Source organism: Enterobacter sp. JBIWA005 (assembly GCF_019968805.1).
In the GTDB taxonomy this organism is placed as follows: Bacteria; Pseudomonadota; Gammaproteobacteria; order Enterobacterales; family Enterobacteriaceae; genus Enterobacter; species Enterobacter vonholyi.
In genome coordinates this window covers 1,656,671-1,682,380 of the sequence record NZ_CP074159.1, presented here as the reverse complement: position 1 = coordinate 1,682,380, position 25,710 = coordinate 1,656,671, and the positions used below count along the sequence as shown (strand labels likewise).

The window sequence follows — 25,710 nt, the reverse complement described above, 5'->3', positions numbered from 1 at the left end:
GTTGCACTCGCTCACGCTTTTACGGGTTGCACCTTTGAAAAGTGTTAACTTCCGCATAAAACCAGGCTTTCCGCTACAAAGCCAGCACGTTTTTCCAGCTAACCATTCGTTAACAATCCATTCATTTTCTGGGTTGCAAACCAGGTCACATTTAACACGGTTGCACAAAGTTGCAACATGGAGGATATTTCACGCTATCTACAGAACGCTATTACAGAACAACAGGAGCTTTGGCATGGGTATGACCACCATGGGGGTTAAGCTGGATGACGCGACCCGCGAACGGATTAAGACCGCAGCAACCCGCATTGACCGCACGCCGCACTGGTTAATTAAGCAGGCGATTTTTAACTATCTCGAAAGACTCGAGAGCGACGAGGGCCTGCCGGAGCTGCCTGCCCTGCTCGCCGGCGCCGCCAATGAAAGCGAGGACGCGCCGGCCGCTGGCGACGAAAGCCATCAGCCGTTCCTTGAATTTGCCGAGCAGATCCTGCCGCAGTCCGTCAGCCGCGCCGCCATTACCGGCGCCTACCGCCGCGCCGAAACCGACGCCGTGCCGATGCTGCTGGAGCAGGCTCGCCTGCCGGAAGCCATTGCCGCACAGGCGCACAGCCTGGCGTATCAGTTAGCCGACAAGCTGCGCAACCAGAAAACCGCCACCGGCCGCGCCGGAATGGTTCAGGGTTTGCTGCAGGAGTTCTCCCTCTCCTCTCAGGAAGGCGTGGCGCTGATGTGCCTGGCGGAAGCGCTGCTGCGTATTCCGGATAAAGCCACCCGCGACGCGCTGATCCGCGACAAGATCAGCAACGGCAACTGGCATTCGCACATTGGCCGCAGCCCGTCGCTGTTCGTTAACGCGGCAACCTGGGGCCTGCTGTTTACCGGCAAACTGGTTTCGACCCATAACGAAGCCAACCTGTCACGCTCCCTGAACCGCATCATCGGCAAGAGCGGCGAGCCGCTGATTCGCAAAGGCGTGGACATGGCGATGCGTCTGATGGGCGAACAGTTTGTGACCGGAGAAACTATTGCCGAAGCGCTGGCGAACGCCCGCAAGCTGGAAGAAAAAGGTTTCCGCTATTCGTACGACATGCTCGGTGAAGCGGCCCTGACCGCCGCCGACGCGCAGGCCTACATGGTTTCTTACCAGCAGGCGATCCACGCCATCGGTAAAGCGTCCAACGGTCGCGGTATTTATGAAGGCCCGGGCATCTCGATAAAGCTCTCCGCACTGCACCCGCGCTACAGCCGCGCGCAGTATGACCGGGTGATGGAAGAGCTCTATCCGCGCCTGAAGTCACTGACCCTGCTGGCGCGCCAGTATGACATCGGCATTAACATCGACGCCGAAGAGGCCGACCGTCTGGAGATCTCCCTCGATCTGCTGGAAAAACTGTGCTTCGAGCCGGAGCTGGCAGGCTGGAACGGGATTGGCTTCGTTATCCAGGCCTACCAGAAGCGTTGTCCGTTCGTCATTGATTACCTGATTGACCTGGCCAGCCGCAGCCGTCGTCGCCTGATGATCCGCCTGGTGAAAGGCGCCTACTGGGATAGCGAAATCAAACGCGCCCAGATGGAAGGGCTGGAAGGCTATCCGGTCTATACCCGTAAGGTTTACACCGACGTCTCTTACCTCGCCTGCGCGAAAAAGCTGCTCGGCGTGCCGAACCTGATTTATCCGCAGTTCGCTACCCACAACGCACACACCCTGGCGGCGATCTACAGTCTTGCCGGGCAAAACTACTATCCGGGCCAGTACGAGTTCCAGTGTCTGCACGGCATGGGTGAACCGCTTTACGAGCAGGTGACCGGTAAAGTGGCGGACGGCAAGCTGAACCGCCCGTGCCGTATCTATGCTCCGGTGGGCACGCACGAAACCCTGCTGGCGTACCTGGTTCGTCGTCTGCTGGAAAACGGCGCGAACACCTCCTTTGTTAACCGCATCGCCGACACCACGCTGCCGCTGGACGAGCTGGTGGCCGACCCGGTACAGGCCGTTGAGAAGATGGCCGCGCAGGAAGGCCAGATTGGTCTGCCGCATCCGAAAATTGCCCTGCCGCGCGAGCTATACGGCAAAGGCCGGGTCAACTCGGCGGGTCTGGATCTCGCCAACGAACACCGTCTGGCGTCCCTCTCCTCTGCCCTGCTCAACAGCGCGCTGCAGAAGTGGCAGGCCAAACCGATGCTGGAACAGCCCGTTGATGACGGCGACATGCAGCCGGTCATCAACCCGGCAGAGCCAAAAGATATCGTCGGCTACGTGCGTGAAGCGACAGAAGCGGAAGTGGATCAGGCGCTGGACAGCGCGGTGAATAACGCCCCTATCTGGTTCGCCACGCCGCCGCAGGAGCGCGCCGCCATTCTGGAACGCGCGGCGGTGCTGATGGAAGATCAGATGCAGTCGCTCATCGGCATTCTGGTGCGCGAAGCGGGTAAAACCTTCAGCAACGCCATCGCCGAAGTACGCGAGGCCGTCGACTTCCTGCACTACTACGCCGGTCAGGTGCGCGATGATTTCGATAACGAAACCCACCGTCCGCTGGGTCCGGTCGTCTGTATCAGCCCGTGGAACTTCCCGCTGGCGATCTTCACCGGCCAGATTGCCGCCGCCCTGGCCGCAGGCAACAGCGTGCTGGCAAAACCGGCGGAGCAGACCCCGCTGATTGCCGCGCAGGGCATCAACATTCTTCTGGAGGCAGGCGTACCGGCGGGCGTGGTCCAGCTGCTGCCGGGCCGCGGTGAAACCGTGGGCGCCAAACTGACCTCCGATAACCGCGTACGCGGCGTGATGTTTACTGGTTCGACCGAAGTGGCCTCGCTGCTGCAGCGCAACATTGCCACCCGTCTGGATGCGCAGGGTCGTCCTACTCCGCTCATCGCGGAAACCGGCGGCATGAACGCCATGATCGTTGACTCCTCCGCCCTCACCGAGCAGGTGGTGGTTGACGTACTGGCCTCCGCCTTCGACAGCGCCGGTCAGCGCTGCTCCGCCCTGCGCGTGCTGTGCCTGCAGGATGACGTGGCGGACCACACGCTGAAGATGCTGCGCGGCGCGATGGCCGAATGCCGCATGGGCAACCCGGGCCGTCTCACCACCGACATCGGGCCGGTGATCGACGCGGAAGCCAAAGCCAATATTGAAAACCACATTCAGGCCATGCGCGCGAAAGGCCGCCCGGTGTTCCAGGCGGTGCGAGACAACAGCGAAGACGCCCGCGAGTGGCGGACCGGCACCTTTGTGCCACCAACGCTGATTGAGCTGGCAAGCTTCGACGAGCTGAAAAAAGAGGTCTTCGGTCCGGTACTGCACGTGGTGCGCTACAACCGTAACAACCTCAACGAGCTGGTTGAGCAGATCAACGCCTCCGGCTATGGCCTGACGCTCGGCGTGCATACCCGTATCGACGAGACCATCGCGCAGGTGACCGGCAGCGCCAAAGTGGGCAACCTGTACGTTAACCGCAACATGGTTGGCGCGGTCGTGGGCGTACAGCCGTTCGGCGGTGAAGGCCTTTCCGGCACTGGTCCGAAAGCGGGCGGTCCGCTCTACCTGTACCGTCTGCTGGCGAACCGTCCGGAGAACGCGCTGGGCGTCACCCTGGCTCGCCAGGATGCGGAGTATCCGGTCGATGCACAGCTGAAAACCGTACTGACCCAGCCGCTGGAGGCGCTGATCGCCTGGGCGGAAAAACGTCCTGAACTGCGTGCTGTCGCACAGCAGTACGGCGAGCTGGCGCAGGCCGGTACGCAGCGTCTGCTTCCGGGACCAACCGGCGAGCGCAACACCTGGACGCTGATGCCGCGCGAGCGCGTGCTGTGCGTGGCGGATAACGAGCAGGACGCGCTGGTACAGCTGGCCGCCGCCATGGCAACCGGCTGTGAAGTGCTGTGGCCGGAAGATGCTCTGCATCGCGATCTCGCCAAACAGCTGCCGAAGGCGGTCTCGGCCCGCATTCGCTTTGCGAAAGCCGATATCCTGCTGACCCAGCCGTTTGATGCGGTGATCTACCACGGTGATTCCGATCAGCTCCGCGAGCTGTGCGAGCAGGTTGCGGCCCGCAGCGGGGCGATTGTTTCGGTGCAGGGCTTTGCGCGCGGGGAAACCAACCTGCTGCTGGAGCGTCTGTACGTGGAGCGCTCGCTCAGCGTCAACACCGCGGCGGCGGGCGGTAACGCCAGTCTGATGACAATAGGTTAACGCTGTGCTAATAAGGCTCCGGAGACGGAGCCTTATTTTATTGGGGAATATATGAAACGATATCTTATCGCCTGTGCAGCGCTGCTGCTGAGCGCCAGCGCGCTGGCCGACGAGTGCGACAAAGCGACCACCCAGCTTGAACTGAATACCTGTAGCGCGCAGCAGTACCAGGCTGCCGATAAAAAGCTCAACCAGACGTACCAGGCGGCCGTTAAGCGTGCGGCAGACCCTCAGCGAGATCTGCTGAAAAAAGCGCAGCAGGCGTGGATTACCCTGCGCGATGCGGACTGCGCGTTTATCGGTTCGGGTACGGAAGGCGGGAGCGTTCAGCCAATGATTGTTAACCAGTGCCTGGCGGAAAAAACCGTGGAGCGCGAAGCGTTTCTGGCCTCGCTGATGCAGTGTGAAGAGGGCGACTTAAGCTGCCCTCTCCCGCCGGCAAACTAACGTAAGCGGATCCCTTCAATAATCATCCGCTGCACGTTTTCCAGGGTGCTGTGGAAAAACGCTTCGTCCTGGAGCGTTTTTCCGGTCACCGCCTCGACCTGGGCCGCAAAGTCAGCGTAATGCTGGGTGGAGGCCCAAATCATAAAGATCAAATGATGCGGATCTACCGGGGCCAGCTTTCCGCTGGCAACCCATCCGGCGATAATGGCCGACTTGTCGTCCACCAGCTGTTTTAAATCTCCGGTCAGCTCCGCCTGCAACAGCGGCGCGCCCTGCAGCATCTCAAGACAAAACAGCCTTGATGCCTGCGGGTAATCGCGCGACACCTCCAGCTTCAGGCGAATGTACTCCTTGATCGCTACCAGCGGGGCCAGCTCTTCGCGAAACGCTTTCAGCGGCGCCAGCCAGATATCGAGGATCTGCTGCATCACCGCGACATACAGCGCCTCTTTCGACGGGTAATAGTAGAGCAGATTGGTTTTGGATACCCCGGACTGCTCCGCCACCTGCTCCAGGCGCGTGCCGTGAATGCCAAACTGCGAAAACGTCTCCAGCGCCGCGCTGAGGATCGCCTGCTTCTTGGCGCTCACCGCCTGCGAACGTTTACCTGGTGTTTTCACTGCGCCTTGTGTCATTCCCGCTCTCCTTATTCTGCGTTGCCCTCAGCATAGCAAAACCCCCGTCTCACCACGACATCCTGCACTCCGATCGCGCATGAATGCCTGTTTTCTGTGCAATGTTTTTGACCAGTTAGTCCACATTTAGCTGCATCAATCCACCAACTTCTGATTAACACACTAATAACACTGCCATTTTCAAAACTGGCACTGCCTTTGCAAAATCACCGTTACACCTGCGACGTAATGAAGAGAGGTTCGTGATGAAAATTGGCATATTTGTACCCATCGGCAACAACGGCTGGCTTATCTCGACCACTGCACCGCAATACATGCCGACCTTTGAGCTCAATAAAGCCATCGTGCAGAAAGCGGAGCACTACCATTTCGACTTTGCGCTTTCGATGATCAAGCTGCGCGGCTTTGGCGGCAAAACCGAATTCTGGGATCACAACCTGGAGTCCTTCACCCTGATGGCCGGACTGGCCGCGGTCACCTCGCGGATCCAGATCTACGCCACCGCCGCCACGCTTACCCTGCCCCCGGCGATCGTCGCGCGCATGGCCTCCACCATTGACTCCATCTCAGGCGGACGCTTTGGCGTCAACCTGGTTACCGGCTGGCAAAAACCCGAGTACGAGCAGATGGGGCTCTGGCCGGGTGACGATTACTTCTCGCGTCGCTACGACTACCTGACCGAATACGTGCAGGTTCTGCGCGATCTGTGGGGTACCGGCAAAAGCGATTTTAAGGGTGACTTCTTCACCATGAACGACTGTCGCGTCAGCCCGCAGCCGTCGGTGCCGATGAAGGTGATTTGCGCCGGACAGAGCGACGCGGGGATGGAATTCTCCGCCAAATATGCCGACTTCAACTTCTGCTTCGGTAAAGGCGTTAACACGCCTGCCGCATTCGCCCCGACCGCCGCTCGCATGAAAGAGGCCGCCGACAAAACCGGGCGCGACGTGGGCTCCTACGTGCTGTTCATGGTGATAGCAGACGAAACCGACGACGCCGCGCGCGCGAAATGGGAGCGCTATAAGGACGGCGCCGACGAGGAGGCCCTGAGCTGGCTTACCGAGCAGAGCCAGAAGGATACCCGCTCCGGCGCAGACACAAACGTGCGCCAGATGGCCGACCCGACCTCTGCCGTCAATATCAACATGGGCACGCTGGTCGGCTCGTACGCCAGCGTTGCCAGAATGCTCGACGAAGTGGCGGCCGTCCCCGGCGCGGAAGGCGTCCTGCTGACCTTCGATGACTTCCTCACCGGCGTGGAAACCTTCGGCGAGCGCATCCAGCCGCTGATGCAGTGCCGCGCCCACATTCCTGCCGTCACGAAGGAGGTGGCGTAATGACGACCCTTAACGCACGCCCGGAAGCCATCACCTTTGCGCCGGAGCAGAGCGCGCTGATCGTGGTGGACATGCAAAACGCCTACGCCAGCCCCGGTGGTTATCTTGATCTGGCGGGCTTCGACGTCTCCGCGACCAGACCGGTTATCGAGAACATTAAAACCGCCGTCGCCGCCGCGCGCGCCGCGGGCATGCTCATCATCTGGTTCCAGAACGGCTGGGACGAGCAGTACGTCGAGGCCGGCGGCCCCGGCTCGCCCAACTTCCACAAGTCGAACGCCTTGAAAACCATGCGTAAACGGCCCGAACTGCAGGGCAAGCTGCTGACGAAAGGCGGCTGGGATTATCAGCTGGTGGATGAGCTGGTCCCGCAGGCGGGTGATATCGTCCTGCCCAAACCGCGCTACAGCGGCTTTTTCAACACGCCGCTCGACAGCCTGCTGCGCAGCCGGGGCATTCGCCACCTGGTCTTCACCGGCATTGCCACCAACGTCTGCGTGGAGTCGACCCTGCGCGACGGCTTTTTCCTCGAGTATTTTGGCGTGGTGCTGGAAGACGCGACCCATCAGGCCGGGCCGGAATTCGCCCAGAAGGCGGCCCTGTTCAATATCGAAACCTTTTTTGGCTGGGTCAGCAGCGTCGCCGAGTTCTGCGACGCCCTGAATCCCCCGCTCGCCCGTATCGCCTGAGGAGACATCTGATGCCGAAATCCGTAATCATCCCGCCGGGCACCAGCACGCCCATCGCCCCGTTTGTCCCCGGCACCCTTGCCGACGGCGTGGTGTATGTCTCAGGCACGCTGCCGTTTGATAAAGACAACAACGTGGTGTTTATCAACGACCCAAAGGCGCAAACCCGCCACGTGCTGGAGACGATCAAAACCGTGATCGAAACGGCGGGTGGCACGATGGAGGATGTGACCTTCAACAGCATCTTTATCACCGACTGGAAAAACTACGCCGCGATTAACGAAATCTACGCGGAGTTCTTCCCCGGCGATAAGCCGGCCCGGTTCTGCATTCAGTGCGGCCTGGTGAAGCCGGAGGCGCTGGTTGAGATCGCCACCGTTGCGCACATCGCGAAGTGAGGCGGCCATGAAACTCTCCGTCTCACAGTCCCCGTATGAGGGTGCACCCGTGGTGGTCCTTATTGCCGGTCTCGGCGGCAGCGGCAGCTACTGGCTGCCACAGCTGGCCGCGCTGGAGCCGGAATATCAGGTGGTGTGCTATGACCAGCGTGGAACGGGCAATAACCCCGACGTCCTGCCGGAAGGGTACAGCCTTGCAGAGATGGCGGACGAACTGGACCAGGCGCTGGCTGAGGCCGGAATTGCACGCTACAGCGTCGTCGGCCACGCGTTGGGGGCGCTGGTCGGCCTGCAGCTGGCCCTCGACAGGCCCGACGCCCTCACCGCGCTGGTGTGCGTCAACGGCTGGCTGACCCTCAATGCCCACACCCGCCGCTGCTTTCAGATCCGCGAGCGCCTGCTGCATTACGGTGGCCCACAGGCGTGGGTTGAGGCGCAGCCGCTGTTTCTCTACCCGGCAGACTGGATGGCCGCTCGCGCGCCCCGCCTGGAGGCCGAAGAAGCGCTGGCGCTGGCCCATTTTCAGGGAAAAGCCAACCTGCTGCACAGGCTCAGCGCTCTGAAAAAGGCCGACTTCAGCCGCCATGCGGCGCGCATCCGCTGCCCGGTCCAGATCATCTGTTCCGCCGACGACATGCTGGTGCCCTCTGTCTGCTCGTCTGAGCTGCAGGCAGCGATCCCGAACAGCCACAGCGCGGTGATGCGCCAGGGCGGGCATGCCTGCAACGTCACCGAGCCGGACGCCTTTAACACCCTGCTGCTGAACGGGCTGGCCAGCCTGCTGCACAGCCCTGAACCCGCTTTATAAGGAGCTTTAATGAGCGAAGCCATTACCCCCGCCGCGCTGGAAACGCTGTTCACCAGCGCCCGCACCCATAACGGCTGGCAGGATATTGCCGTCAGCGACGAGACGCTGCGCGAAATCTACGACCTGATGAAATGGGGGCCCACGTCCGCCAACTGCTCCCCGGCGCGGATTGTGTTTGTGCGAAGCGCTGAGGGAAAAGAGAAGCTGCGCCCGGCGCTCTCCAGCGGCAACCTGGAGAAAACGCTTACCGCTCCGGTCACGGCGATTGTCGCCTGGGACGGTGAATTCTACGAGCGCCTGCCTGAACTGTTCCCGCACGGCGATGCCCGAAGCTGGTTTACCGCAAGCCCCGCGCTGGCGGAAGAGACCGCCTTTCGCAACAGCTCGCTGCAGGCCGCCTACATGATTTTCGCCTGTCGCGCGCTGGGGCTGGATACCGGCCCGATGTCGGGCTTTGACCGCCAAAAGGTCGACGAGGCTTTTTTCACCGGCACGACGCTTAAAAGCAACCTGCTGATCAACATTGGCTACGGCGACCCGGGCAAACTTTACGGGCGCCTGCCGCGCCTGACCTTCGACGATGCCTGCGGGCTGGCGTAAGGAGCGATGATGACGACACCGGATAAACAAACCTTTCGCGATGCTATGGCCTGCGTTGGCGCGGCGGTGAATATCATCACCACCGACGGCCCGGCGGGGATGGCAGGCTTCACCGCCAGCGCGGTGTGCAGCGTCACGGATTCACCGCCCACCCTGCTGGTGTGCCTGAACCGCGGCGCGTCCGTCTGGCCGACGTTCAGCGAGAACCGCACCCTGTGCGTCAATACCCTCAGCGCCGGACAGGAGCCGCTCTCAAACCTGTTTGGCGGCAAAACGCCGATGGAAGAACGCTTCGCCGCCGCCCGCTGGCAAACGGGCGACACGGGCTGTCCGCGCCTGGAGGAGGCGCTGGCCTCGTTTGACTGCCGGATCAGCCAGGTGGTGAGCGTCGGTACGCACGACATTCTTTTTTGCGACATCGTTTCGATTATTCGCCACCCCGCGCCGCAAGGCCTGGTGTGGTTTGACCGCGGCTACCACGCGCTTATGCGACCCGCCTGTTAACCCGCTTTAAGGAGACAGACCATGTTCGGATTTCCCCACTGGCAGTTGAAATCGACCTCCACAGAAGCTGGCGTGGTCGCGCCGGATGAACGACTCCCGCTCGGGCAGACGATGGTGATGGGCGTCCAGCACGCGGTCGCCATGTTTGGCGCCACGGTATTGATGCCGATGCTGATGGGACTGGATCCCAACCTCTCTATTCTGATGTCGGGTATCGGTACCCTGCTGTTCTTTTTTGTCACCGGCGGGCGCGTGCCCAGCTATCTGGGATCAAGCGCCGCCTTTGTCGGCGTGGTGATCGCCACCACCGGGTTTAACGGCCAGGGAATCAACCCCAACCTGAGCGTGGCCCTCGGCGGCATCATCGCCTGCGGTCTGGTGTATACCCTGATAGGTCTGGTGGTAATGAAGATCGGCACGCGGTGGATCGAACGCATGATGCCTCCAGTTGTCACCGGCGCGGTGGTGATGGCGATTGGCCTCAACCTTGCGCCGATTGCGGTGAAAAGCGTCTCCGGCTCGCCGTTTGAAAGCTGGATGGCCGTCGTGACCGTGCTGTGCATCGGCCTGGTGGCGGTGTTTACGCGAGGCATGATCCAGCGGCTGCTGATCCTGGTCGGGCTGATTGTTGCCTGTCTGGTGTATGCCCTGCTGGCGAACGTTTTTGGTCTCGGCAAGCCGGTTGATTTTACGCTGCTGCATCAGGCCGCCTGGTTCGGTCTGCCGAAGGTGACCTCGCCCACCTTTAACACCCAGGCGATGATGCTTATCGCACCGGTGGCGGTGATCCTGGTGGCGGAAAATCTGGGCCACCTGAAGGCGGTCGCGGGGATGACCGGGCGCAGTATGGATCCGTACATGGGCCGCGCTTTCGTCGGCGACGGGCTGGCGACCATGCTCTCCGGTTCCGTGGGCGGCAGCGGCGTCACCACCTATGCCGAAAACATCGGCGTGATGGCGGTAACCAAAGTCTATTCGACGCTGGTTTTCGTGGCGGCGGCGGTGATGGCGATGCTGCTCGGCTTCTCGCCGAAGTTCGGCGCGCTGATCCACACCATTCCGTCACCGGTCATCGGCGGGGCCTCAATCGTGGTGTTTGGGCTGATCGCCGTGGCTGGCGCGCGTATCTGGGTGCAGCATCGGGTCGATCTCAGCCAGAACGGCAACCTGATTATGGTGGCCGTCACGCTGGTGCTGGGCGCAGGCGATTTTGCCCTGACGCTGGGCGGGTTTACGATCGGCGGGATTGGCACCGCGACCTTCGGCGCGATCCTGCTTAACGCCCTGCTGAGCCGCCGGATGGCCGCTGCGCCGCAGGGCGAGGTTGTACATCAGGATTCGTGATTTAACGTCGCGCTGTCATCTTCTGGCAGCGCGTTTTTCTTCCGCTTGAGCTTCAGCTCGCTCACCAGCACCCCGGCGACAATAAACGCCGCGCCCACCAGGGCCAGCAGCGGCAAACGCTCGCCGGCGAGTCGCCCGAAAATGCCTGCCCAGACCGGCTCACCGGTGTAGATCACCGTTGCCCGCGTCGGCGAGACACTGCGCTGCGCCCAGTTCATGGTGACCTGGATAATGGCGCTGAAGATACCCAGTCCCAGTGCGACTACCACCAGACCGGTGGACATCTGCGGCACGGACTCCCCTGCCGGAACCATCGTCGCAAAGGCCACCAGAGACGCCGTCGCGAGCTGCACCACCGTTACGCGTTTGACGTCGACCTTGCCCGCCCAGGCGCTAATCAGAATAATTTCCGCCGCAATGGCGATCGCCCCAATCAGGGTAATGATTTCGCCCGGCCCCAGCGCCAGAAGATTGTTTTCCGGCCCGGCCAGCAAAATCAGACCGATAAACGCCAGCACGATGCCAATACAGGACATCATCCCCGGCAGCCGACCCAGGCACAGCCACTGCAGCAGCGGCACCAGGGGCACATACATGGCGGTGATAAATGCGGATTTGCTGCTGGAGATGGTCTGCAATCCCCACGTCTGGAGGCTGTAGCCCATCGCTATCGCCACCCCAATCGCCACGCCGGCCTTAAGCTCTTTCAGCGTCAGCCCCCTAAGCGTTTTAAGCGAAATTAGCCCCACGGCAAGCGCCGCCGTCGCAAAGCGCAGACCAACAAAAAAGAACGGATCGCTGAGTGTCACCGCGTACTGAACGGCCAGAAACGTCCCACCCCAGAACATGGTGATGAGAATGAGGATGGCTTCCTGCGGTTTAACGGAGAATTTGAAGCGTGAGACAGACATGCGGCACCAGAAAGAGAAAACAATTCTGTAGTGTGCGTTGCCTTTAGTTACAGTTCAATGTTGCAGAAATAAAAAACCGCCGGGAGATCCCGGCGGCAGAGGTTCAACCCGGCGTATTACTTACTGCTGCCGTGGCTGTTTTTCCCCCCTTTTTTACCAGCTTCTGATGCGCGCTGAGGGTCATTTTTAAAATTGCCCCCGCTGTGCTGGCCACCTTTACGACCTGCTTCTGATGCTCTTTCACGGTCTTCAGCGAAATTACCTGAACCACCACGATGGTTTGCCATCTCTAACCTCCAGAGTGTGAAACATTAGACATCATATTGCATTCAGTAAAAGAGGATTCTTTCACCTCGCGGCGCAAGGACAACGCCTGTATCTGTGCCGCGTGAAACTAAGCTTAGTGGACTGAGGCTGTCCGGCAAGCCAGAGGTAATATCCTGCAACATGATCTCAGTCTTTAGGGTGAGATGACGCGGCGTGGATGCATAAGCCATTCTTATCATTTTAAAAATCCGCGCCTGGAAAGTTGTATCATTTTGCTACAAAGCCATTTTTCTACTCATGTTGTTATAAATCAAATAAATGGCGTTCATTTTTGCAGTCTGGCCGTGATGGCATATCTTTAAAAGAGCGCAGCGATCCGCTGTCAGAGAAACCAACGAGGAGTGAAGCAAAATGGCAAAAGTTCTGGTGCTCTATTATTCCATGTATGGACACATTGAAACCATGGCTCACGCGGTAGCAGAAGGTGCAAACAGGGTTGACGGCGTTGAGGTTGTGGTGAAACGCGTACCGGAAACCATGCAGGCGGAAGCCTTCCTGAAAGCCGGGGGGAAAACGCAAAACGCCCCGGTCGCCACCCCGCAGGAGCTGGCGGATTATGATGCCATTATCTTCGGCACCCCGACCCGCTTCGGCAACATGTCAGGCCAGATGCGCACCTTCCTCGATCAAACCGGCGGACTTTGGGCATCCGGGGCGCTCTACGGCAAACTCGCCAGCGTGTTCAGCTCTACCGGCACCGGCGGCGGTCAGGAGCAGACGATTACCTCAACCTGGACTACCCTTGCTCATCACGGGATGGTGATTGTGCCGATTGGCTACGGCGCGCAGGAGCTGTTTGACATTTCCCAGGTGCGTGGCGGTACGCCGTACGGCGCAACCACCATTGCCGGTGGGGATGGCTCACGTCAGCCAAGCAATGAAGAACTGTCTATCGCCCGCTATCAGGGTGAATACGTCGCGGGTCTGGCCAAAAAACTGAACGGCTAACACCCAACAGGAGGACAAGCATGCCAACTCAAGAATCCAAAGCTCACCACGTGGGCGAATGGGCAAGTTTACGCAACACCTCTCCGGAGATTGCCGAAGCTATCTTTGAAGTCGCGAAATACGATGAAAAGCTGGCCGAGCAGATTTGGGAGGAAGGTAACGATGAGGTGCTGGTGCGCGCCTTCGAAAAAACGGATAAAGACTCGCTCTTCTGGGGCGAGCAAACCATCGAACGTAAAAACGTCTAAGCGTTTCCCCCCGCCGCAGCGGGGGGTTCTCTTTTACTTCGCCGCGTTATTCATCACCGCATTGAATTTGTCGACAGGACAGAAGCCGTTCGCATCTACCGGGCAGCCTTTCAGCTCCAGCGTCACGCGCTGTGCAGGCGACTGCAGCGACAGCACGCTGGCGTTGCGCAGCTGCTCTGAGCTCTGATAGACATACTCAATTTTCATCAACTCCTGGTTGGCATTTTTGTCATGCCAGCGCTGGAAGACAATCTTGCCGCCAATCGGGGTGCGTTCCTGCTGGTCGTGCAGCTGATACGGTTTGAAATCCAGGGCCGTCAGCAGGGAAGCAATGTTCGAATCATGTCCCACCAGCAGGGTGATCTTAGGCGCTTTAGCCTGGTCGGTGACCAGCGTTTTATCGATATATTTCACCAGCGGCTTCGCTACGTTTTGCGCCACCTCGGTTGAGGTAAACAGCGAGTCCTGATAGCCGTTCTTCAGCTTCGACAGCACGCGCCACTGCTGGTCGGTTTTGATTTCTCCCCAGGCCACCTGGTCAACCGGGAAGCCTTCGTAATACTGCAGCGTAAACGCGTCCACCAGCGAGTTACCCACCTTCAGCGGCCCGGATACGCCAGGCTCTTTTTCATAGTCGGCGCTGAAGGTATCTTTTGCGTCCGCAAGAGAGCAGACTTTTTTCTCTTTGCAGGACGGCGAATCGGCGTAGTTCGTCATCTGCTCAAGCAGCTTATAGCTTTCGCCAAGCTGCATTTTCTGCCGCTCGGTCTCCATCGCCTTGAGCGCTTTTTCACGGAATTCCGGCGAGTTATCGGTAATCACCGGGTTAAAGGTCGGGTCCATGGTGCCCATTTTTTCCTGATGGTGCACGGGCACATCGCAGCCCGGGAACGCGCCGGTAATGAAGAACTGCGCGGTAGCGACGGTACGCTGCAGGCTGTTGGCGTAAGCATAAACGCTATCCGCCGCTGGACATTCTCCCGTCTTCACCATCCCCTGCTGCGCCAGCCACTCGCGCATATAATGGCCCATATAGACTTCCAGCACGCCACCCTTGGTGGTGAGCTGACCGCCCGGCACCTCCCACTCCGGCCACTGCTTCGGCGTGGACTGCTCCAGCACGCTGCCGTTATTAGCGAGCGGCGCGCGCAGGTTATGGCGACTCATGATTAAAACTTGCTCCAGCTGATACCCTTCCGGCGTCTCTTGCGCCTGCACGCCAAACGTTGCCGAAATGGAACCGGCGACTGCCAGCGCGAGTAGTGCTTTTCTCATCCCTAATTCCTCACTCGTTTTAAAATGTCGCGTTCAGTGTGACAGATTCGTGACAATTTTCCGGGAAGCATTTCTCAAACTGATGATTAACATGCTTACGACGCGTGCAGATTAGTTTTATAATAAAACCACACCCCACCGGAGAATTCGCTGTGAAACGTACCCGCCTTGAAGAGAGCACCTGCCCCGTCGCCCGTTCGCTGGATATTATAGGCGACTGGTGGTCGCTGCTGATTGTTCGCGACGCGCTACGCGGGATTAAACGCTTCGGCGAGTTCCAGAAAAGCCTCGGTATCGCAAAAAATATGCTGACTACGCGGCTAAAACTGCTGGTCGACGAGGGCATCCTCCGGCTTCAGCCTGCGTCTGAGGGCAGCGCCTGGCAGGAGTATGTCCTGACCGATAAAGGGCGCGCCCTGCAAACGGTGCTGGTTGCCCTCTCCCAGTGGGGCAACGAGTTTTTGTTCGCGGAAAACGAATGCGGCACCGTGTTGGTCGATACCGAACAGCGCAAACCCCTGCGTAAACTGGCGCTTATCGCCGACGACGGGCGCGAACTGACGCCTGAAGAGATCGTGGCTAAACTCCCCTCCTGACCGTTCCCGACGGCAAAAGCACAAAATGCTCGCAAATATGGTTGCATTATAAAACCAAATAGCAGAGAGTTTATTCAGTTTCATATTGAAACCAAATAACCCACTTTGCTTTGAGGTAACACACGATGACTACGCAAATCACCACAGCCCTGATTACGGGTGCCTCTTCCGGGATCGGTGCCGTCTATGCTGACCGCCTTGCCGCGCGCGGCGCTAACCTGGTGCTGGTCGCCCGTCGCGAGGATCGCCTGAAAATCCTCGCCGCCGACCTGCGCGCGCGCTATGGCGTGGCCGTTGATATTCTGGTTGCCGATCTCACCGATGAAGCCGGGATCCGCGCAGTGGAAGAAGAGCTGCGCAGCAATATCGCCATTGATACGCTCGTTAACAACGCGGGCACCGCGCAGATGGCACCGTTCCTCGCGGGCGAGGTGGCGCAGCATCAGGCTATTAACACCCTGAACACCACGGCGCTGATGCGTCTGACCTACGCCATCCTGCCCCGCCTGGCGCAGAACAATCGCGGCACGCTGATCAATATCGCGTCCGTGCTGGCCCTGCACGTCCGGGCGGGCAGCGCGCTCTACAGCGCCACCAAGGCGTGGGTTCTGAGCTTTACCCGTGGGTTACAGGAAGAGTTTGCCGACAGCAGCGTGCGCATTCAGGCCGTGCTGCCCGCCGCCACGGCGACTGAAATCTGGAGCCATTCAGGCGTCACGGTGGACGATCTGCCGGAAGGATCGGTGATGACCACCGACAACATGGTGGATGCGTCGCTGGCGGGTCTGGATCAGGGTGAACCGATCACCATCCCGCCGATGCATGACGCCGCCCTGTGGGATCGCTACGAAGCGGCGCGTCTTGAGCTGTTCAACAGCGCGCGCACCGGCATTCCGGCGCCGCGCTACGTAAAACAGTAGCCTAACGCTGAAGCTGGTCGCCGTACTCGCTCATCCAGGCGGCCAGCGGGGAGAGTGCGTCCTGCAGGGTTAACCCCAGCGCGGTGATCTGATACTCCACGCGCGGCGGGATCTCCGGGTAGACCGTCCGCGTCACCAGCCCGCGCTGCTCAAACAGGCGCAGCTGCTTAGTCAGCTCTTTCTGCGTGATGGGGGCAGCCGCCCGCAGCAGATCGCCAAAGCGTACGGGCGTATTAAAGACAATCAGGCGATAGAGAATGGGGATCGCCCACTTACCGGAAATCAGGTTCACAAACTGCGTCATCGGGCAGGTATACGCCTCAGATTTTTTTTCACAGCACACCTCCAGCATTTCTGCCATAGCACACCTCTTGCCTCTTTAGTATCCATTTGGTACCTGGTTTCCTTTCGATACTAACGTTTCTATAGTGCTTTCTCCAGTGACATTTCAGGAGAAGAATATGGGTCGTTTAACAGATAAATATACGCTGATTACCGGCGGCACCAGCGGCATCGGCCTCGCCACCGCGCAGGCGTTTATCGCCGAAGGCGCGCGCGTCGCCGTGACCGGGCGTAACCCGGACACCCTCGCCGAAGCAGAACGTATTCTTGGCGATAAGGCCTGGGTGATCCCAACCGATGCGGGCGATATCTCGTCGCAAAAAGCCCTGGCGGAAACCCTCGCCGCCCGCTGGCCGCGCCTGGACGCGGTGTTTCTCAACGCCGGCGACGTAACGCACGCGCCGCTGGAAGAGTGGCGGGAAGAGACCTGGGATCGCCTGATGGGCATCAACCTGAAGGGACCGTTCTTTTTGATTCAGGCGCTGCTGCCACTGCTGAATAATCCGTCGTCGGTGATCCTCTGCGGCTCCGTGAGCGCGCGCATCGGCCTGCCCACCAGCAGCGTGTATGCCGCGAGCAAGGCCGCCCTGCTGTCGCTGGCGCGCACGCTCTCGGCGGAACTGCTGCCGCGCGGGATACGCGTCAACGGCCTGAGCCCCGGTCCGGTGGAGACCCCGGCGTTTACGAAAACGGGCTTAAGCGACGAGGCGCTTAACGCGATGATGGCGGAAATCATCAAGCTGGTGCCGCTCGGCAGAATGGGCTCAACGGCGGAGCTGGCAAAAGCTGCGCTCTATCTGGCGTCCGACGAGTCGAGCTACACGGTAGGAACGGAGCTTCTGGTGGATGGTGGAATGGGGAGCCTGTAACTCAAAAGGCGCTGATGCCGGTGACCGCGCCGACATACAGCGCCGCCCACGCGCAGGCGGAAAGCAGGCTGACGGCGTAGACCTTTGCTGCATTCAGCCTGAGCATACCCGCTGCCAGCGGCACGATGTAACGCAGCACCGCCAGAAAGCGCGACGTAAACAGTGCGATGACGCCGTTCTTTTGCAGCTGATGCTGTACCCGTAAAAACGTAGCGGCATGCTTCGACGTAAATCGCGTGACCAGCCGGGTGTGCCCCATCAGCTGCCCTAAGTGGTAGTTCAGCACCGATCCCGCCGTTGCCCCCATCACTACAGCCAGCCATGCCAACGCAGGATGCATGCTCCCCTGGCTGACGGTAATGCCCGCCAGCAGCATCACCGACGCGGGCGGCAGCACGGAGGAGATCAGCACCGTCGATTTACTCAGCGCCATCACAAATAACAGCGCGAAAAGATGTGCCGGATACAGCGCAAAATGATTCAGCAGATTATCAAGCCACGCCATTTTCTCTCCTCCGTTAATTATTTAATCCTCCATTTAAAATGAATAAACCTAAATAAACCCTCAACGCTTTATTAATAATATTTATCTAAACCGTTCTTAAACATTATTTAATTTCCTGAGCGGTAAATTTAAACAGGCGTATTATTTCCCTCGTTTTACAACGATCTCGTTATGGCGAGGCTCCTGTACAAATACACGTTATCGCTCTGGTAGGTTCGAGAGAACCGGCACAGGGTAAAACAGGCACTGTCGAATCAAGGCTTTGTCAGTATAACTTCCCTCACGGGATACGGTGTACAGTGCTGAACCCAGGACGTGGGGATCTCCTCTTCGACATGCCCTGTCTTGCTCGCCCCTGAGAGATGTTATTATTCAAAGGGAATTCACTATGTCTTACGCTATTCACAACCAAAACCTGGCATTCAATGACAGCGCTGTCGCGCAATATATGAATACCGATTTTATTGTCCTTGATATTTCATTATGCGTGGCGCTGGCGCGCGAGCAATTCTTCGAAAAATTAAAAGACGACGATATTCCGTCTCATATTTTTATTGAAGACAATGGTCGCCTGGCGGGCATGATTGCCGTGCGTAAATTGCTGCAAACCGCCGACACGGTCCAGCCGGTGAAATCGCTGATGATTTCGCAGTTTTTGCAGGTCAAACCGGAGGATGAACGTGCCGACGTTGCCGGACTGCTGGCGCACGGCGGCGCGGATGTGGTGCCTGTGGTCACCCACGGTAAGCTCGTCGGCTGCCTGACGGAGCGCGAAATCGCCCATCTGCTGGAAGATGACGTCACTGAAGACGCCCAGCTTCAGGGGGCGACGCTACCGCTGGAGAAGCCCTATCTGGATACCAGTCCGTATAGCCTGTGGAAGAAACGCTCCGTCTGGCTGCTGCTGCTTTTTGTCGCAGAAGCCTACACCAGCTCGGTGATCCAGCATTTCGAAGAGGCGCTGGAGTCCGCCATCGCGCTGGCGTTCTTTATTCCGCTGCTGATCGGCACGGGCGGCAACAGCGGGACGCAGATCACCTCCACGCTGGTGCGCGCCATGGCGCTGGGAGAAGTCCGTCTGCGCGACGTTGGCCGCGTGCTGCGTAAAGAGATGACCACCTCGCTGATGATTGCCGCCACGCTCGGTATCGCAGGGTGTATCCGCGCCTGGATGATGGGGATTGGGCTGGAGATTACGCTCATCGTCAGCCTGACGCTGGTGTGCATTACGCTCTGGAGTGCGATTGTCTCGTCGGTCATTCCGATGGTGCTCAAGCGCTGCGGCATTGACCCGGCTGTCGTCTCCGCGCCGTTTATTGCGACGCTTATCGACGGTACCGGGCTGATTATCTACTTTAAGATCGCGCAATATACGCTGGGGCTGGAGTAACGCGGTCCGCCAGCTGGATCACCGCTCGCGAAAACGCCTCAATCGCCAGGGCGACATCTTCAGCCATCACCGATTCCGCCGGATGGTGGCTGACGCCCCCTTTGCAGCGCACAAACAGCATGCCGACCGGCCAGCGTTCCGCGATGGCAATCGCATCGTGGCCCGCACCGCTGGGCAGCGATAGCGAGCGCCCCTGTACCGATTTGACCGCCTCCCCCAGCACGTTTTGCAGGTGGATATCGCACGGCGTGGCGGCAATGCGGTAAAACTCCTCGGCGCTGAAGTCCAGATTGCGGCGCGATGCGATCGCCTGCGCATGCTCCAGCAGCTCGTTAAGCAACCGATCCAGCGGCGCATCCTGCGGGCCGCGAATATCCAGCGAGAGCTGAACATCGCCGGGGATCACGTTCACCGCCCCCGGCAGGCAGCGCAGTTCGCCAACCGTCGCCACCAGGTTTCCGCCCTGCTGTCGGGTAGCGTTTTCAATGATGACCATCCACTCGGCGGCGGCGGCCAGCGCATCCCTGCGGTGGTGCATCGGCACGGTTCCCGCGTGCCCGGCCTCGCCGGTAAAGCGGCAGTTCAGACGACGCGCGCCGTTAATGGCTTGCACCACGCCCAGGGCGAGCGCCTCCTGCTCAAGGCACGGCCCCTGCTCAATATGCAGCTCCAGATAGGCGCTGAAATCCTCCTGACGGCGCGCGGCATGCAACACGCGTGCAGGATCGAGCCCCACCAGGGTCATCGCCTGCGCCACGCTGATTCCGCTGGCGTCGGCTTTCTCCAGCCAGCCCTGCGGCCAGGTGCCGGTGATGCCCCGGCTGCCTAACAGCGTAATGCCGAAGCGGGTACCCTCTTCGTCGCAAAAGCCGACAATCTCGATGGCCTGCGCCAGATGCACACCCTGCTGGTGCAGGCTGTCCACCACCTCAATGGCGGCAAGCACGCCGAGCATGCCGTCGTAGCGCCCGGCATTGCGCACGGTATCGAGATGCGAGCCGAGCAGCACCGCCTGCGCCCCCTCCTGCTGGCCTTCATAGCGTCCGCAGATATTGCCCACGCTGTCCTGCCAGACGGTCATGCCCGCCTGGCGCATCCACTCTCCGACCAGCTGGTTAGCCTGCAGATGCTGCGTGGAGAGATAGACCCGCGTCAGGCCGTCCGGGGTTTCGCTGATGGCGGCCAGCGCGTCGGCGCGCGCCATCACCCGCTCTGCCGCCGGGCTCATTGCGGCGTCTCGCGGCGATAGTGGTCCCATGCGGCCTGCATGGCGGCCCCCTGCGTGGTGGAGAATTTCAGGTAGTTGAGCACCGACTCCAGCGCGCTCAGGGTGGTCATCACGCAGTCCTTGCGTGCGTTGTAGCCCATGGTGCCAATGCGCCAAACTTTGCCGTGCAGCGGGCCAAACGAGGTGCCGATTTCAATCCCGAAATCCTCCAGCATCAGCTTACGCACCTGGTCACCGTTGATGCCCTGCGGGATCACCACGCCCAGCACGTTGTTCATCTTGTGCTTCAGGTCGCCGAAGGTCTCCAGCCCCATCGCCTGAATGCCCTTCAGCAGCGCATCGCCGTGCAGCCTGTGGCGAGCGATGCCGTTATCCAGCCCCTCCTGCAGGATCAGACGCGCGCACTCGCGGGCGCCAAACAGCGCGGTGGTGGCTTCGGTGTGGTGGTTAAGACGTTCCGGCCCCCAGTAGTCCATCACCATGCCGAGATCGAAGTAGTTGGAGTAGATCATCTCCTCGTCGCCGTCGCGGTGGGCGTCGGTGCGTATGCCTTCCTCAACGCATTTGCGGCGGCGGATCGCCTCCTCCATGCGCGCGCTCAGGGTGATCGGCGAGGTGCCCGACGGGCCGCCGAGGCATTTCTGCATCCCTGCAGAGACGGCATCCAGCCCCCAGGCATCGGTTTCCAGCGCGTTACCGCCGAGCGACGCGGTGGCATCGGTGTAAAACAGCACGTCGTAGCGGCGGCAGATCGCGCCCAGCTCGGCGAGCGGCTGCAGCATGGTGGTGGAGGTGTCGCCCTGCACGGTCAGCAGCAGGCGCGGACGAATACGCTTAATCGCATCCTCGACCTGATCCGGGGTAAACACCTCGCCCCACGGCACCTCGATGGTATGCACCTCCGCGCGGCAGCGGCGGGCAATTTCGCACAGCAGGTGGCCAAAGCGGCCAAAGACCGGCACCAGCACCTTATCTCCCGGGCGGATGGCGGAGACCAGAATGGCTTCAATCCCCGCGCGGGAGGTACCGTCCACCAGCATCGTCCAGCGGTTTTCGGTGCGGAATACCCCGCGATAAAGCGCCATCACCTCGTTCATGTAATGGGTCATGGCCGGGTCGTACTGCCCGATCAGCTGGCTCGACATGGCGCGCAGCACGCGCGGGTCGGCGTTGATCGGGCCCGGCCCCATCAGCAGGCGCTGCGGCGGGTTGATTTGCGGAAAGTGTGCGATATCCATTGTTAAGTCCTTATCAGTTGAGGCCGCGCACGGAGGAGATGAACTGCTTCAGTTCCGTGGTCTGCGGGTTGGCGAACAGCGTTTTGCTGTCGCCCTGCTCCCAGACTTTCCCCTGGTGCATAAACACCACGCGGTCGCCCACTTCGCGGGCAAAATTCATTTCATGGGTAACCAGTATGAGCGTCATCCCCTCGGCCGCCAGCTGCTCCAGCACTTTGAGCACTTCGCCCACCAGCTCCGGGTCGAGCGCGGAGGTGATCTCGTCGCAGAGCAATACTTTCGGCGACATGGCCAGCGCGCGGGCAATCGCCACGCGCTGCTGCTGGCCGCCGGAGAGGCTCGACGGGTAGTAATCCAGACGATCGCCGAGGCCAACCTTCTCCAGCATGCGCTGCGCCAGCTCGCGGCATTCGGCGGCGCTTTTCTTCAGCACCCGACGCGGGGCGAGCATCACGTTTTCCAGCGCCGTCATGTGCGGGAACAGGTTGAAGCTCTGGAACACCATCCCCACCGAGCGGCTGATTTCACGCGCCTGGGAATCCCGGTCGGTAATGGTCATGCCGCCCAGCTTGATGCTGCCGTCCTGATAGCCTTCCAGACCGTTAATGCAGCGCAGCAGCGTGCTTTTGCCCGATCCGCTGCGCCCGATAATGGAGATTACCTGGCCCATGTCGATATCCAGATCGACGCCCTTGAGCACGTGGTTATCGCCGTAGTACTTCTGCACCTGATTAATGGTGATGAGAGGCATTGAATTTCGTCTCCAGATAGCGGCTGTAGCGCGACAGCGGATAACACAGAATAAAGTAGCCCAGCGCCACCAGCGCAAAGACCTTAAACGGCTGATAGGTCACGTTGGTCAGCATGGTTCCGGCCTTGGTCAGCTCGATAAAGCCGATAATCGACGCCAGCGCGGTGCCTTTGATCACCTGCACGGCAAAGCCGACCGTCGGCGCAATGCCGATGCGCAGCGCCTGCGGGGCGACGACGCGAAACAGGGTCTGGCCGAAGGTCAGCCCCAGGCAGCGCGACGCTTCCCACTGCCCCTTCGGTAAAGCGCGAATGCAGCCGTTCCAGATATCGAGCAGAAACGCGCTGGTGTAAAACGTCAGCGCCAGCGAGGCGGCGGTCCACGGCGAGACGTCGATGCCGAACAGCGCCACGCCGAAGAAGGCCAGGAACAGCTGCATCAGCAGCGGCGTGCCCTGAAACAGCTCAATATAGCCGCGGATAATGCGCTTCACCGTGCGCCCGCCCGTCAGGCGCAGCAGCAGGAGCGGCAGCGTTACCACCGCCCCGCCGACGAACGCCACCAGCGACAGCAGCACCGTCCAGCGTCCGGCCAGCAGCAGGTTGCGAATAATGTCCCAGTCGGTAAAGGTGGTCATCATGCCTGCACCCCCAGCCATTTGCGTCCTGCCGCCATCATCAGCTGGCGCAGGGTAATCGACAGCGCCAGGTAAATCCCGGTTGTCACCAGATAAACCTCAAAGCTCAAAAACGTTCTGGACTGGATCAGGTTGGCGGCGAAGGTCAGCTCTTCATAGGAGACCTGCGACACCACCGACGAGCCGAGCATCACGATGATGCACTGGCTCACCAGCGCCGGGTAAATGCGCTGCAGCGCGGGCGGCAGCACCACGCGAATAAAGGTCTGCAGGCGGGTGAGCCCCAGCACGCGTCCGGCTTCCCACTGCCCTTTCGGCGTGACCTGAATGCCCGCGCGGATAATCTCGGTGCTGTAGGCGCCCAGGTTTACCACCATGGCCAGCAGCGCCGCTTCACCCGCCGTCATCTTCAGGCCAAGATTTGGCAGGCCGAAGACAATGAAAAACAGCTGTACCACAAACGGCGTGTTGCGGATGATCTCCACGTAGCCGCCCCAGATCCGGCTGAACCAGGTCGTGCGTCCGCTGCGGATCGCCGCCCCGAAAATCCCTATCGCCAGCCCGCCGACGGTCGCCATCACCGTCAGTTGAACGGTGACCCACAGCCCTGCCAGCAGCTCCGGCCAGTGCGGCCAGAGCGCGGAGAAATCAAGTTGCTCAGTCATCGGCTCAGGCGCCAAGGTTTGCCGGCAGCGGGGCCTTCAGCCATTGCTCAGACAGGCCGTTCAGCGTGCCGTCCTTGATGCCCTGCTCAATCAGCGCATCCACTTTTGCCTTCAGAGCCGGTTCGTTTTTCTTCAGGCCAATAAAGCACGGCGAATCTTTCAGCATAAAGCTCGGCACCGGGGCTTTATCCGCGTTCTGGCGCGAAATGGCCGCCACCACGAGGTTACCGGTTGCCACGTACTGCACCTGCCCCGACAGGTAAGCGGAGAGCGTGGTGTTATTGTCTTCGTAGCGTTTCACGTCCGCGTCTTTCGGCGCCAGTCCAGTCAGCACCATGTCCTCCACCGCCCCGCGCGTCACGCCGATGGTTTTTCCGCTCAGCGCGGCGGCGTCCTTCAGCTCGGCCCCTTTTGGACCAAACACGCCAAGGAAGAACGGCGCATAGGCGCGGCTGAAGTCGATCACCTTCTCGCGCTCCGGGTTTTTACCGAGGCTGGAAATGACCAGGTCCACCTTATCAGTTTGCAGGTACGGCACGCGGTTGGCGCTGGTCACCGGCACCAGCTGCAGCTTGAGCTTCATCTGTTTGGCGAGATAGCGCGCCATATCGATGTCGTACCCCTGGGGCTGCAGATCGGTCCCCACCGAGCCAAACGGCGGGAAGTCCTGCGGAACGGCAATACGGATAGTACCGCGCTTCTCGATATCCTGTAGCTGGTCAGCCTTTGCCGGCAGCTGCGTGAAGAGGCATGCTGCCCCGGCCAGTGCAATCAACAATTTTTTCATGGTGCTTCCCCGTAACGTTAACATGAAACAAAAGATTCTTTGAATGTGATTTTGCAACTAATGTGCCAGATAAGGCGAAGCGGGAAATATTCTTGTAAAGCCTGATAAAACGCGGACGGGGCGGAAATGCTCTCCATTTTCGCCCCGCCATTACGCACCATTTTAATGCAAAGCACCAGCCTGATGCCCCATTATCGTTGTTCGAGCTCGTCCAGCTGCTGATAGAGGGAGGCAATCTCGTGAATGCGCGGGCGGCCTTTATCGAGAATGTCATGCAGGAAGGCGTTCGCCAGCAGGTTGATCAGACTGTTGACCGACGAATAGCTGTCATAGGCGGAGACGCTGTCCAGCGGAGTGCAGAGCTGCCAGCTCGCCAGCGGGAACAGGCTGTGGGCCTGCGGCTCGCACATCAGCAGCACCGGAATACCGCTGCTCTGAAGCTGCTGCATCAGCGGGCGAATGATGCGCGGGCGACGGCGAAAGGCCATCATCACCACCAGATCGTCCGGCGTTAAGTCCACCAGCTCCTCGCTCAGGCTCTGCCCCGGCTGCGGCAGAACCAGCACCTGACCGCGCGCCTGCAGCAGCTGCTGGCGCAGGTGCAGCGCCGCCGGATAGGCGTTACGCATGCCGATAATCACGATCCGCCGCGCCCTGACCATGCAGGCCATGGCGTCGGCAAACTGCTGCGCGTCGAGGGCATTGACCCACTGGGTCAGGTTTGCCATCTCCTGCTTATAGTGGCGCGCCAGCAGCGTATTGCCCTGCACCGCATCGCGATTGTCGGTGAGCGGCATCCCGCTCTGGCGCAGGGTGCGCAGCTCGTCGCGCATGTCCTTATATTTCTCATAGCCCAGACGCTTAAACAGACGGCTCACCGTGGCTTTCGACACCCCGCTCAGCTGCGCCAGCTCGGCGCTGTTGTAGCTAATCAGATCGTCAAAATGGTCGAATATAAAGTCCGCCACCCGCTGCTCCTGCGGCGACAGCGACGGGTATTGTGCTTTCAGACGTTCATCTAACTGTTCCATAGCGCCTCTGTAACTTTTGTTTCATTACATTTTAGTTTTCATTCTACCTTTCATTATACGTGCCAGTTTACTGAAACTTTTC

General features: G+C 60.0%; 28 protein-coding genes and 1 riboswitch. Of the genes, 15 read left to right on the top strand and 13 right to left on the bottom strand.

Translation table 11 applies throughout. From position 1 onward, the window contains the following. The first annotated feature begins 235 nt into the window (after positions 1–235). Positions 236–4,198 carry a trifunctional transcriptional regulator/proline dehydrogenase/L-glutamate gamma-semialdehyde dehydrogenase gene (gene putA / locus KGP22_RS07905; protein ID WP_223581827.1) on the top strand — a complete coding sequence of 1,321 codons (3,963 nt, stop codon included), beginning with the start codon at positions 236–238 and terminating at the stop codon, positions 4,196–4,198. 51 nt (positions 4,199–4,249) lie between these two features. Next, positions 4,250–4,645 (top strand): lysozyme inhibitor LprI family protein, encoded by a 396-nt coding sequence (locus KGP22_RS07900; RefSeq protein ID WP_149366313.1) that lies wholly within the window; start codon positions 4,250–4,252, stop codon positions 4,643–4,645. Here the strand turns inward: KGP22_RS07900 and rutR are convergent. Beyond that, the gene (gene rutR, locus KGP22_RS07895; protein WP_008499819.1) at positions 4,642–5,280 is read right to left on the bottom strand and encodes an HTH-type transcriptional regulator RutR; all 639 of its coding nucleotides are present in this window, start codon (positions 5,278–5,280) and stop codon (positions 4,642–4,644) included. The two genes, KGP22_RS07900 and rutR, sit on opposite strands and share 4 nt — an antisense overlap. 245 nt (positions 5,281–5,525) lie before the next feature. Between rutR and rutA the strand changes: the two genes are divergently transcribed. The 7 genes from rutA to rutG are packed head-to-tail and all read left to right on the top strand — an operon-like array spanning position 5,526 to position 10,960. Continuing rightward, a complete protein-coding gene (gene rutA, locus KGP22_RS07890; protein ID WP_223581825.1) occupies positions 5,526–6,617 on the top strand; it encodes a pyrimidine utilization protein A in 1,092 nt (363 codons plus the stop codon). After that, positions 6,617–7,306 (top strand): pyrimidine utilization protein B, encoded by a 690-nt coding sequence (gene rutB, locus KGP22_RS07885; RefSeq protein ID WP_223581823.1) that lies wholly within the window; start codon positions 6,617–6,619, stop codon positions 7,304–7,306. The genes rutA and rutB overlap by 1 nt, the downstream gene beginning before the upstream one ends. Before the next feature lie 11 nt (positions 7,307–7,317). Beyond that, on the top strand, positions 7,318–7,704 hold the full coding sequence (gene rutC / locus KGP22_RS07880) for a pyrimidine utilization protein C (RefSeq protein WP_010429508.1): 387 nt from the start codon (positions 7,318–7,320) through the stop codon (positions 7,702–7,704). Between the two features lie 7 nt (positions 7,705–7,711). Then, positions 7,712–8,512, top strand: coding sequence for a pyrimidine utilization protein D (gene rutD / locus KGP22_RS07875; protein WP_223581821.1), 801 nt, complete (start codon positions 7,712–7,714; stop codon positions 8,510–8,512). Positions 8,513–8,521: 9 nt separating this feature from the next. Further along, positions 8,522–9,112, top strand: a complete 591-nt coding sequence (locus KGP22_RS07870; RefSeq protein ID WP_223581819.1) for a malonic semialdehyde reductase — start codon at positions 8,522–8,524, stop codon at positions 9,110–9,112. Positions 9,113–9,121: 9 nt separating this feature from the next. Further along, positions 9,122–9,616, top strand: a complete 495-nt coding sequence (rutF, locus tag KGP22_RS07865) for an NADH-dependent FMN reductase RutF (protein WP_111964498.1) — start codon at positions 9,122–9,124, stop codon at positions 9,614–9,616. A 21-nt stretch (positions 9,617–9,637) separates the two neighbouring features. Beyond that, positions 9,638–10,960: a pyrimidine utilization transport protein G gene (rutG, locus tag KGP22_RS07860; protein ID WP_149366310.1), complete on the top strand. Its 1,323-nt coding sequence runs from the start codon at positions 9,638–9,640 to the stop codon at positions 10,958–10,960. Here the strand turns inward: rutG and KGP22_RS07855 are convergent. Both KGP22_RS07855 and KGP22_RS07850 read right to left on the bottom strand, forming a co-directional pair. Further along, positions 10,948–11,871, bottom strand: a complete 924-nt coding sequence (locus KGP22_RS07855; protein WP_149366309.1) for a DMT family transporter — start codon at positions 11,869–11,871, stop codon at positions 10,948–10,950. The two genes, rutG and KGP22_RS07855, sit on opposite strands and share 13 nt — an antisense overlap. Positions 11,872–11,987: 116 nt before the next feature. After that, positions 11,988–12,158 (bottom strand): general stress protein, encoded by a 171-nt coding sequence (locus KGP22_RS07850; protein WP_023311077.1) that lies wholly within the window; start codon positions 12,156–12,158, stop codon positions 11,988–11,990. Positions 12,159–12,549: 391 nt separating this feature from the next. On the opposite strand from KGP22_RS07850, the gene wrbA reads away from it, so the two are divergent. After that, entirely contained in the window at positions 12,550–13,146 is a 597-nt protein-coding gene (gene wrbA, locus KGP22_RS07845) for an NAD(P)H:quinone oxidoreductase (RefSeq protein ID WP_023311076.1), read from the top strand. Positions 13,147–13,166: 20 nt separating this feature from the next. Next, positions 13,167–13,394, top strand: coding sequence for a YccJ family protein (locus KGP22_RS07840; protein WP_008499832.1), 228 nt, complete (start codon positions 13,167–13,169; stop codon positions 13,392–13,394). Between the two features lie 33 nt (positions 13,395–13,427). Here KGP22_RS07840 and agp read toward each other — a convergent pair whose 3' ends face one another. Next, positions 13,428–14,669 carry a bifunctional glucose-1-phosphatase/inositol phosphatase gene (gene agp, locus KGP22_RS07835; protein WP_223581817.1) on the bottom strand — a complete coding sequence of 414 codons (1,242 nt, stop codon included), beginning with the start codon at positions 14,667–14,669 and terminating at the stop codon, positions 13,428–13,430. 152 nt (positions 14,670–14,821) lie between these two features. Between agp and KGP22_RS07830 the strand changes: the two genes are divergently transcribed. Both KGP22_RS07830 and KGP22_RS07825 read left to right on the top strand, forming a co-directional pair. Then, positions 14,822–15,265 (top strand): helix-turn-helix domain-containing protein, encoded by a 444-nt coding sequence (locus tag KGP22_RS07830; protein WP_223581815.1) that lies wholly within the window; start codon positions 14,822–14,824, stop codon positions 15,263–15,265. 125 nt (positions 15,266–15,390) lie between these two features. Beyond that, the gene (locus KGP22_RS07825) at positions 15,391–16,185 is read left to right on the top strand and encodes an SDR family oxidoreductase (protein ID WP_223581813.1); all 795 of its coding nucleotides are present in this window, start codon (positions 15,391–15,393) and stop codon (positions 16,183–16,185) included. 1 nt (position 16,186) lies between these two features. On the opposite strand, the gene KGP22_RS07820 is transcribed toward KGP22_RS07825, so the two are convergent. Next, the gene (locus KGP22_RS07820; protein ID WP_223581811.1) at positions 16,187–16,546 is read right to left on the bottom strand and encodes a helix-turn-helix domain-containing protein; all 360 of its coding nucleotides are present in this window, start codon (positions 16,544–16,546) and stop codon (positions 16,187–16,189) included. Positions 16,547–16,646: 100 nt separating this feature from the next. Here KGP22_RS07820 and KGP22_RS07815 point away from each other — a divergent pair, with 100 nt between their 5' ends. Further along, entirely contained in the window at positions 16,647–17,396 is a 750-nt protein-coding gene (locus KGP22_RS07815) for an SDR family oxidoreductase (RefSeq protein WP_111964504.1), read from the top strand. Position 17,397: 1 nt separating this feature from the next. On the opposite strand, the gene KGP22_RS07810 is transcribed toward KGP22_RS07815, so the two are convergent. Then, complete coding sequence (locus KGP22_RS07810; RefSeq protein WP_136194661.1) at positions 17,398–17,901, bottom strand: DedA family protein; 504 nt, start codon at positions 17,899–17,901, stop codon at positions 17,398–17,400. A 158-nt stretch (positions 17,902–18,059) separates the two neighbouring features. Further along, positions 18,060–18,229: riboswitch (M-box (ykoK) riboswitch) on the top strand. Between the two features lie 60 nt (positions 18,230–18,289). Between KGP22_RS07810 and KGP22_RS07805 the strand changes: the two genes are divergently transcribed. Further along, the gene (locus KGP22_RS07805; RefSeq protein WP_111964506.1) at positions 18,290–19,291 is read left to right on the top strand and encodes a magnesium transporter; all 1,002 of its coding nucleotides are present in this window, start codon (positions 18,290–18,292) and stop codon (positions 19,289–19,291) included. Here KGP22_RS07805 and hpxK read toward each other — a convergent pair. From hpxK to hpxU, 7 genes are all read right to left on the bottom strand, one after another. Continuing rightward, positions 19,257–20,549 (bottom strand): allantoate amidohydrolase, encoded by a 1,293-nt coding sequence (gene hpxK / locus KGP22_RS07800; protein ID WP_223581809.1) that lies wholly within the window; start codon positions 20,547–20,549, stop codon positions 19,257–19,259. The genes KGP22_RS07805 and hpxK overlap by 35 nt on opposite strands. Next, positions 20,516–21,757: an alanine--glyoxylate aminotransferase family protein gene (locus KGP22_RS07795; protein ID WP_115874686.1), complete on the bottom strand. Its 1,242-nt coding sequence runs from the start codon at positions 21,755–21,757 to the stop codon at positions 20,516–20,518. The genes hpxK and KGP22_RS07795 overlap by 34 nt, the downstream gene beginning before the upstream one ends. A 13-nt stretch (positions 21,758–21,770) precedes the next feature. Beyond that, entirely contained in the window at positions 21,771–22,508 is a 738-nt protein-coding gene (locus tag KGP22_RS07790; RefSeq protein ID WP_008499843.1) for an amino acid ABC transporter ATP-binding protein, read from the bottom strand. Beyond that, a complete protein-coding gene (locus KGP22_RS07785) occupies positions 22,489–23,145 on the bottom strand; it encodes an amino acid ABC transporter permease (protein WP_164850651.1) in 657 nt (218 codons plus the stop codon). The genes KGP22_RS07790 and KGP22_RS07785 overlap by 20 nt, the downstream gene beginning before the upstream one ends. Then, entirely contained in the window at positions 23,145–23,810 is a 666-nt protein-coding gene (locus tag KGP22_RS07780) for an amino acid ABC transporter permease (protein WP_111964571.1), read from the bottom strand. Before KGP22_RS07780 ends, KGP22_RS07785 begins: the two co-directional genes overlap by 1 nt. A 4-nt stretch (positions 23,811–23,814) precedes the next feature. Further along, positions 23,815–24,597: a transporter substrate-binding domain-containing protein gene (locus KGP22_RS07775; protein WP_023311064.1), complete on the bottom strand. Its 783-nt coding sequence runs from the start codon at positions 24,595–24,597 to the stop codon at positions 23,815–23,817. A 191-nt stretch (positions 24,598–24,788) separates the two neighbouring features. Then, positions 24,789–25,628, bottom strand: a complete 840-nt coding sequence (gene hpxU / locus KGP22_RS07770) for a MurR/RpiR family transcriptional regulator HpxU (RefSeq protein WP_045334720.1) — start codon at positions 25,626–25,628, stop codon at positions 24,789–24,791. Positions 25,629–25,710 lie beyond the last annotated feature (82 nt).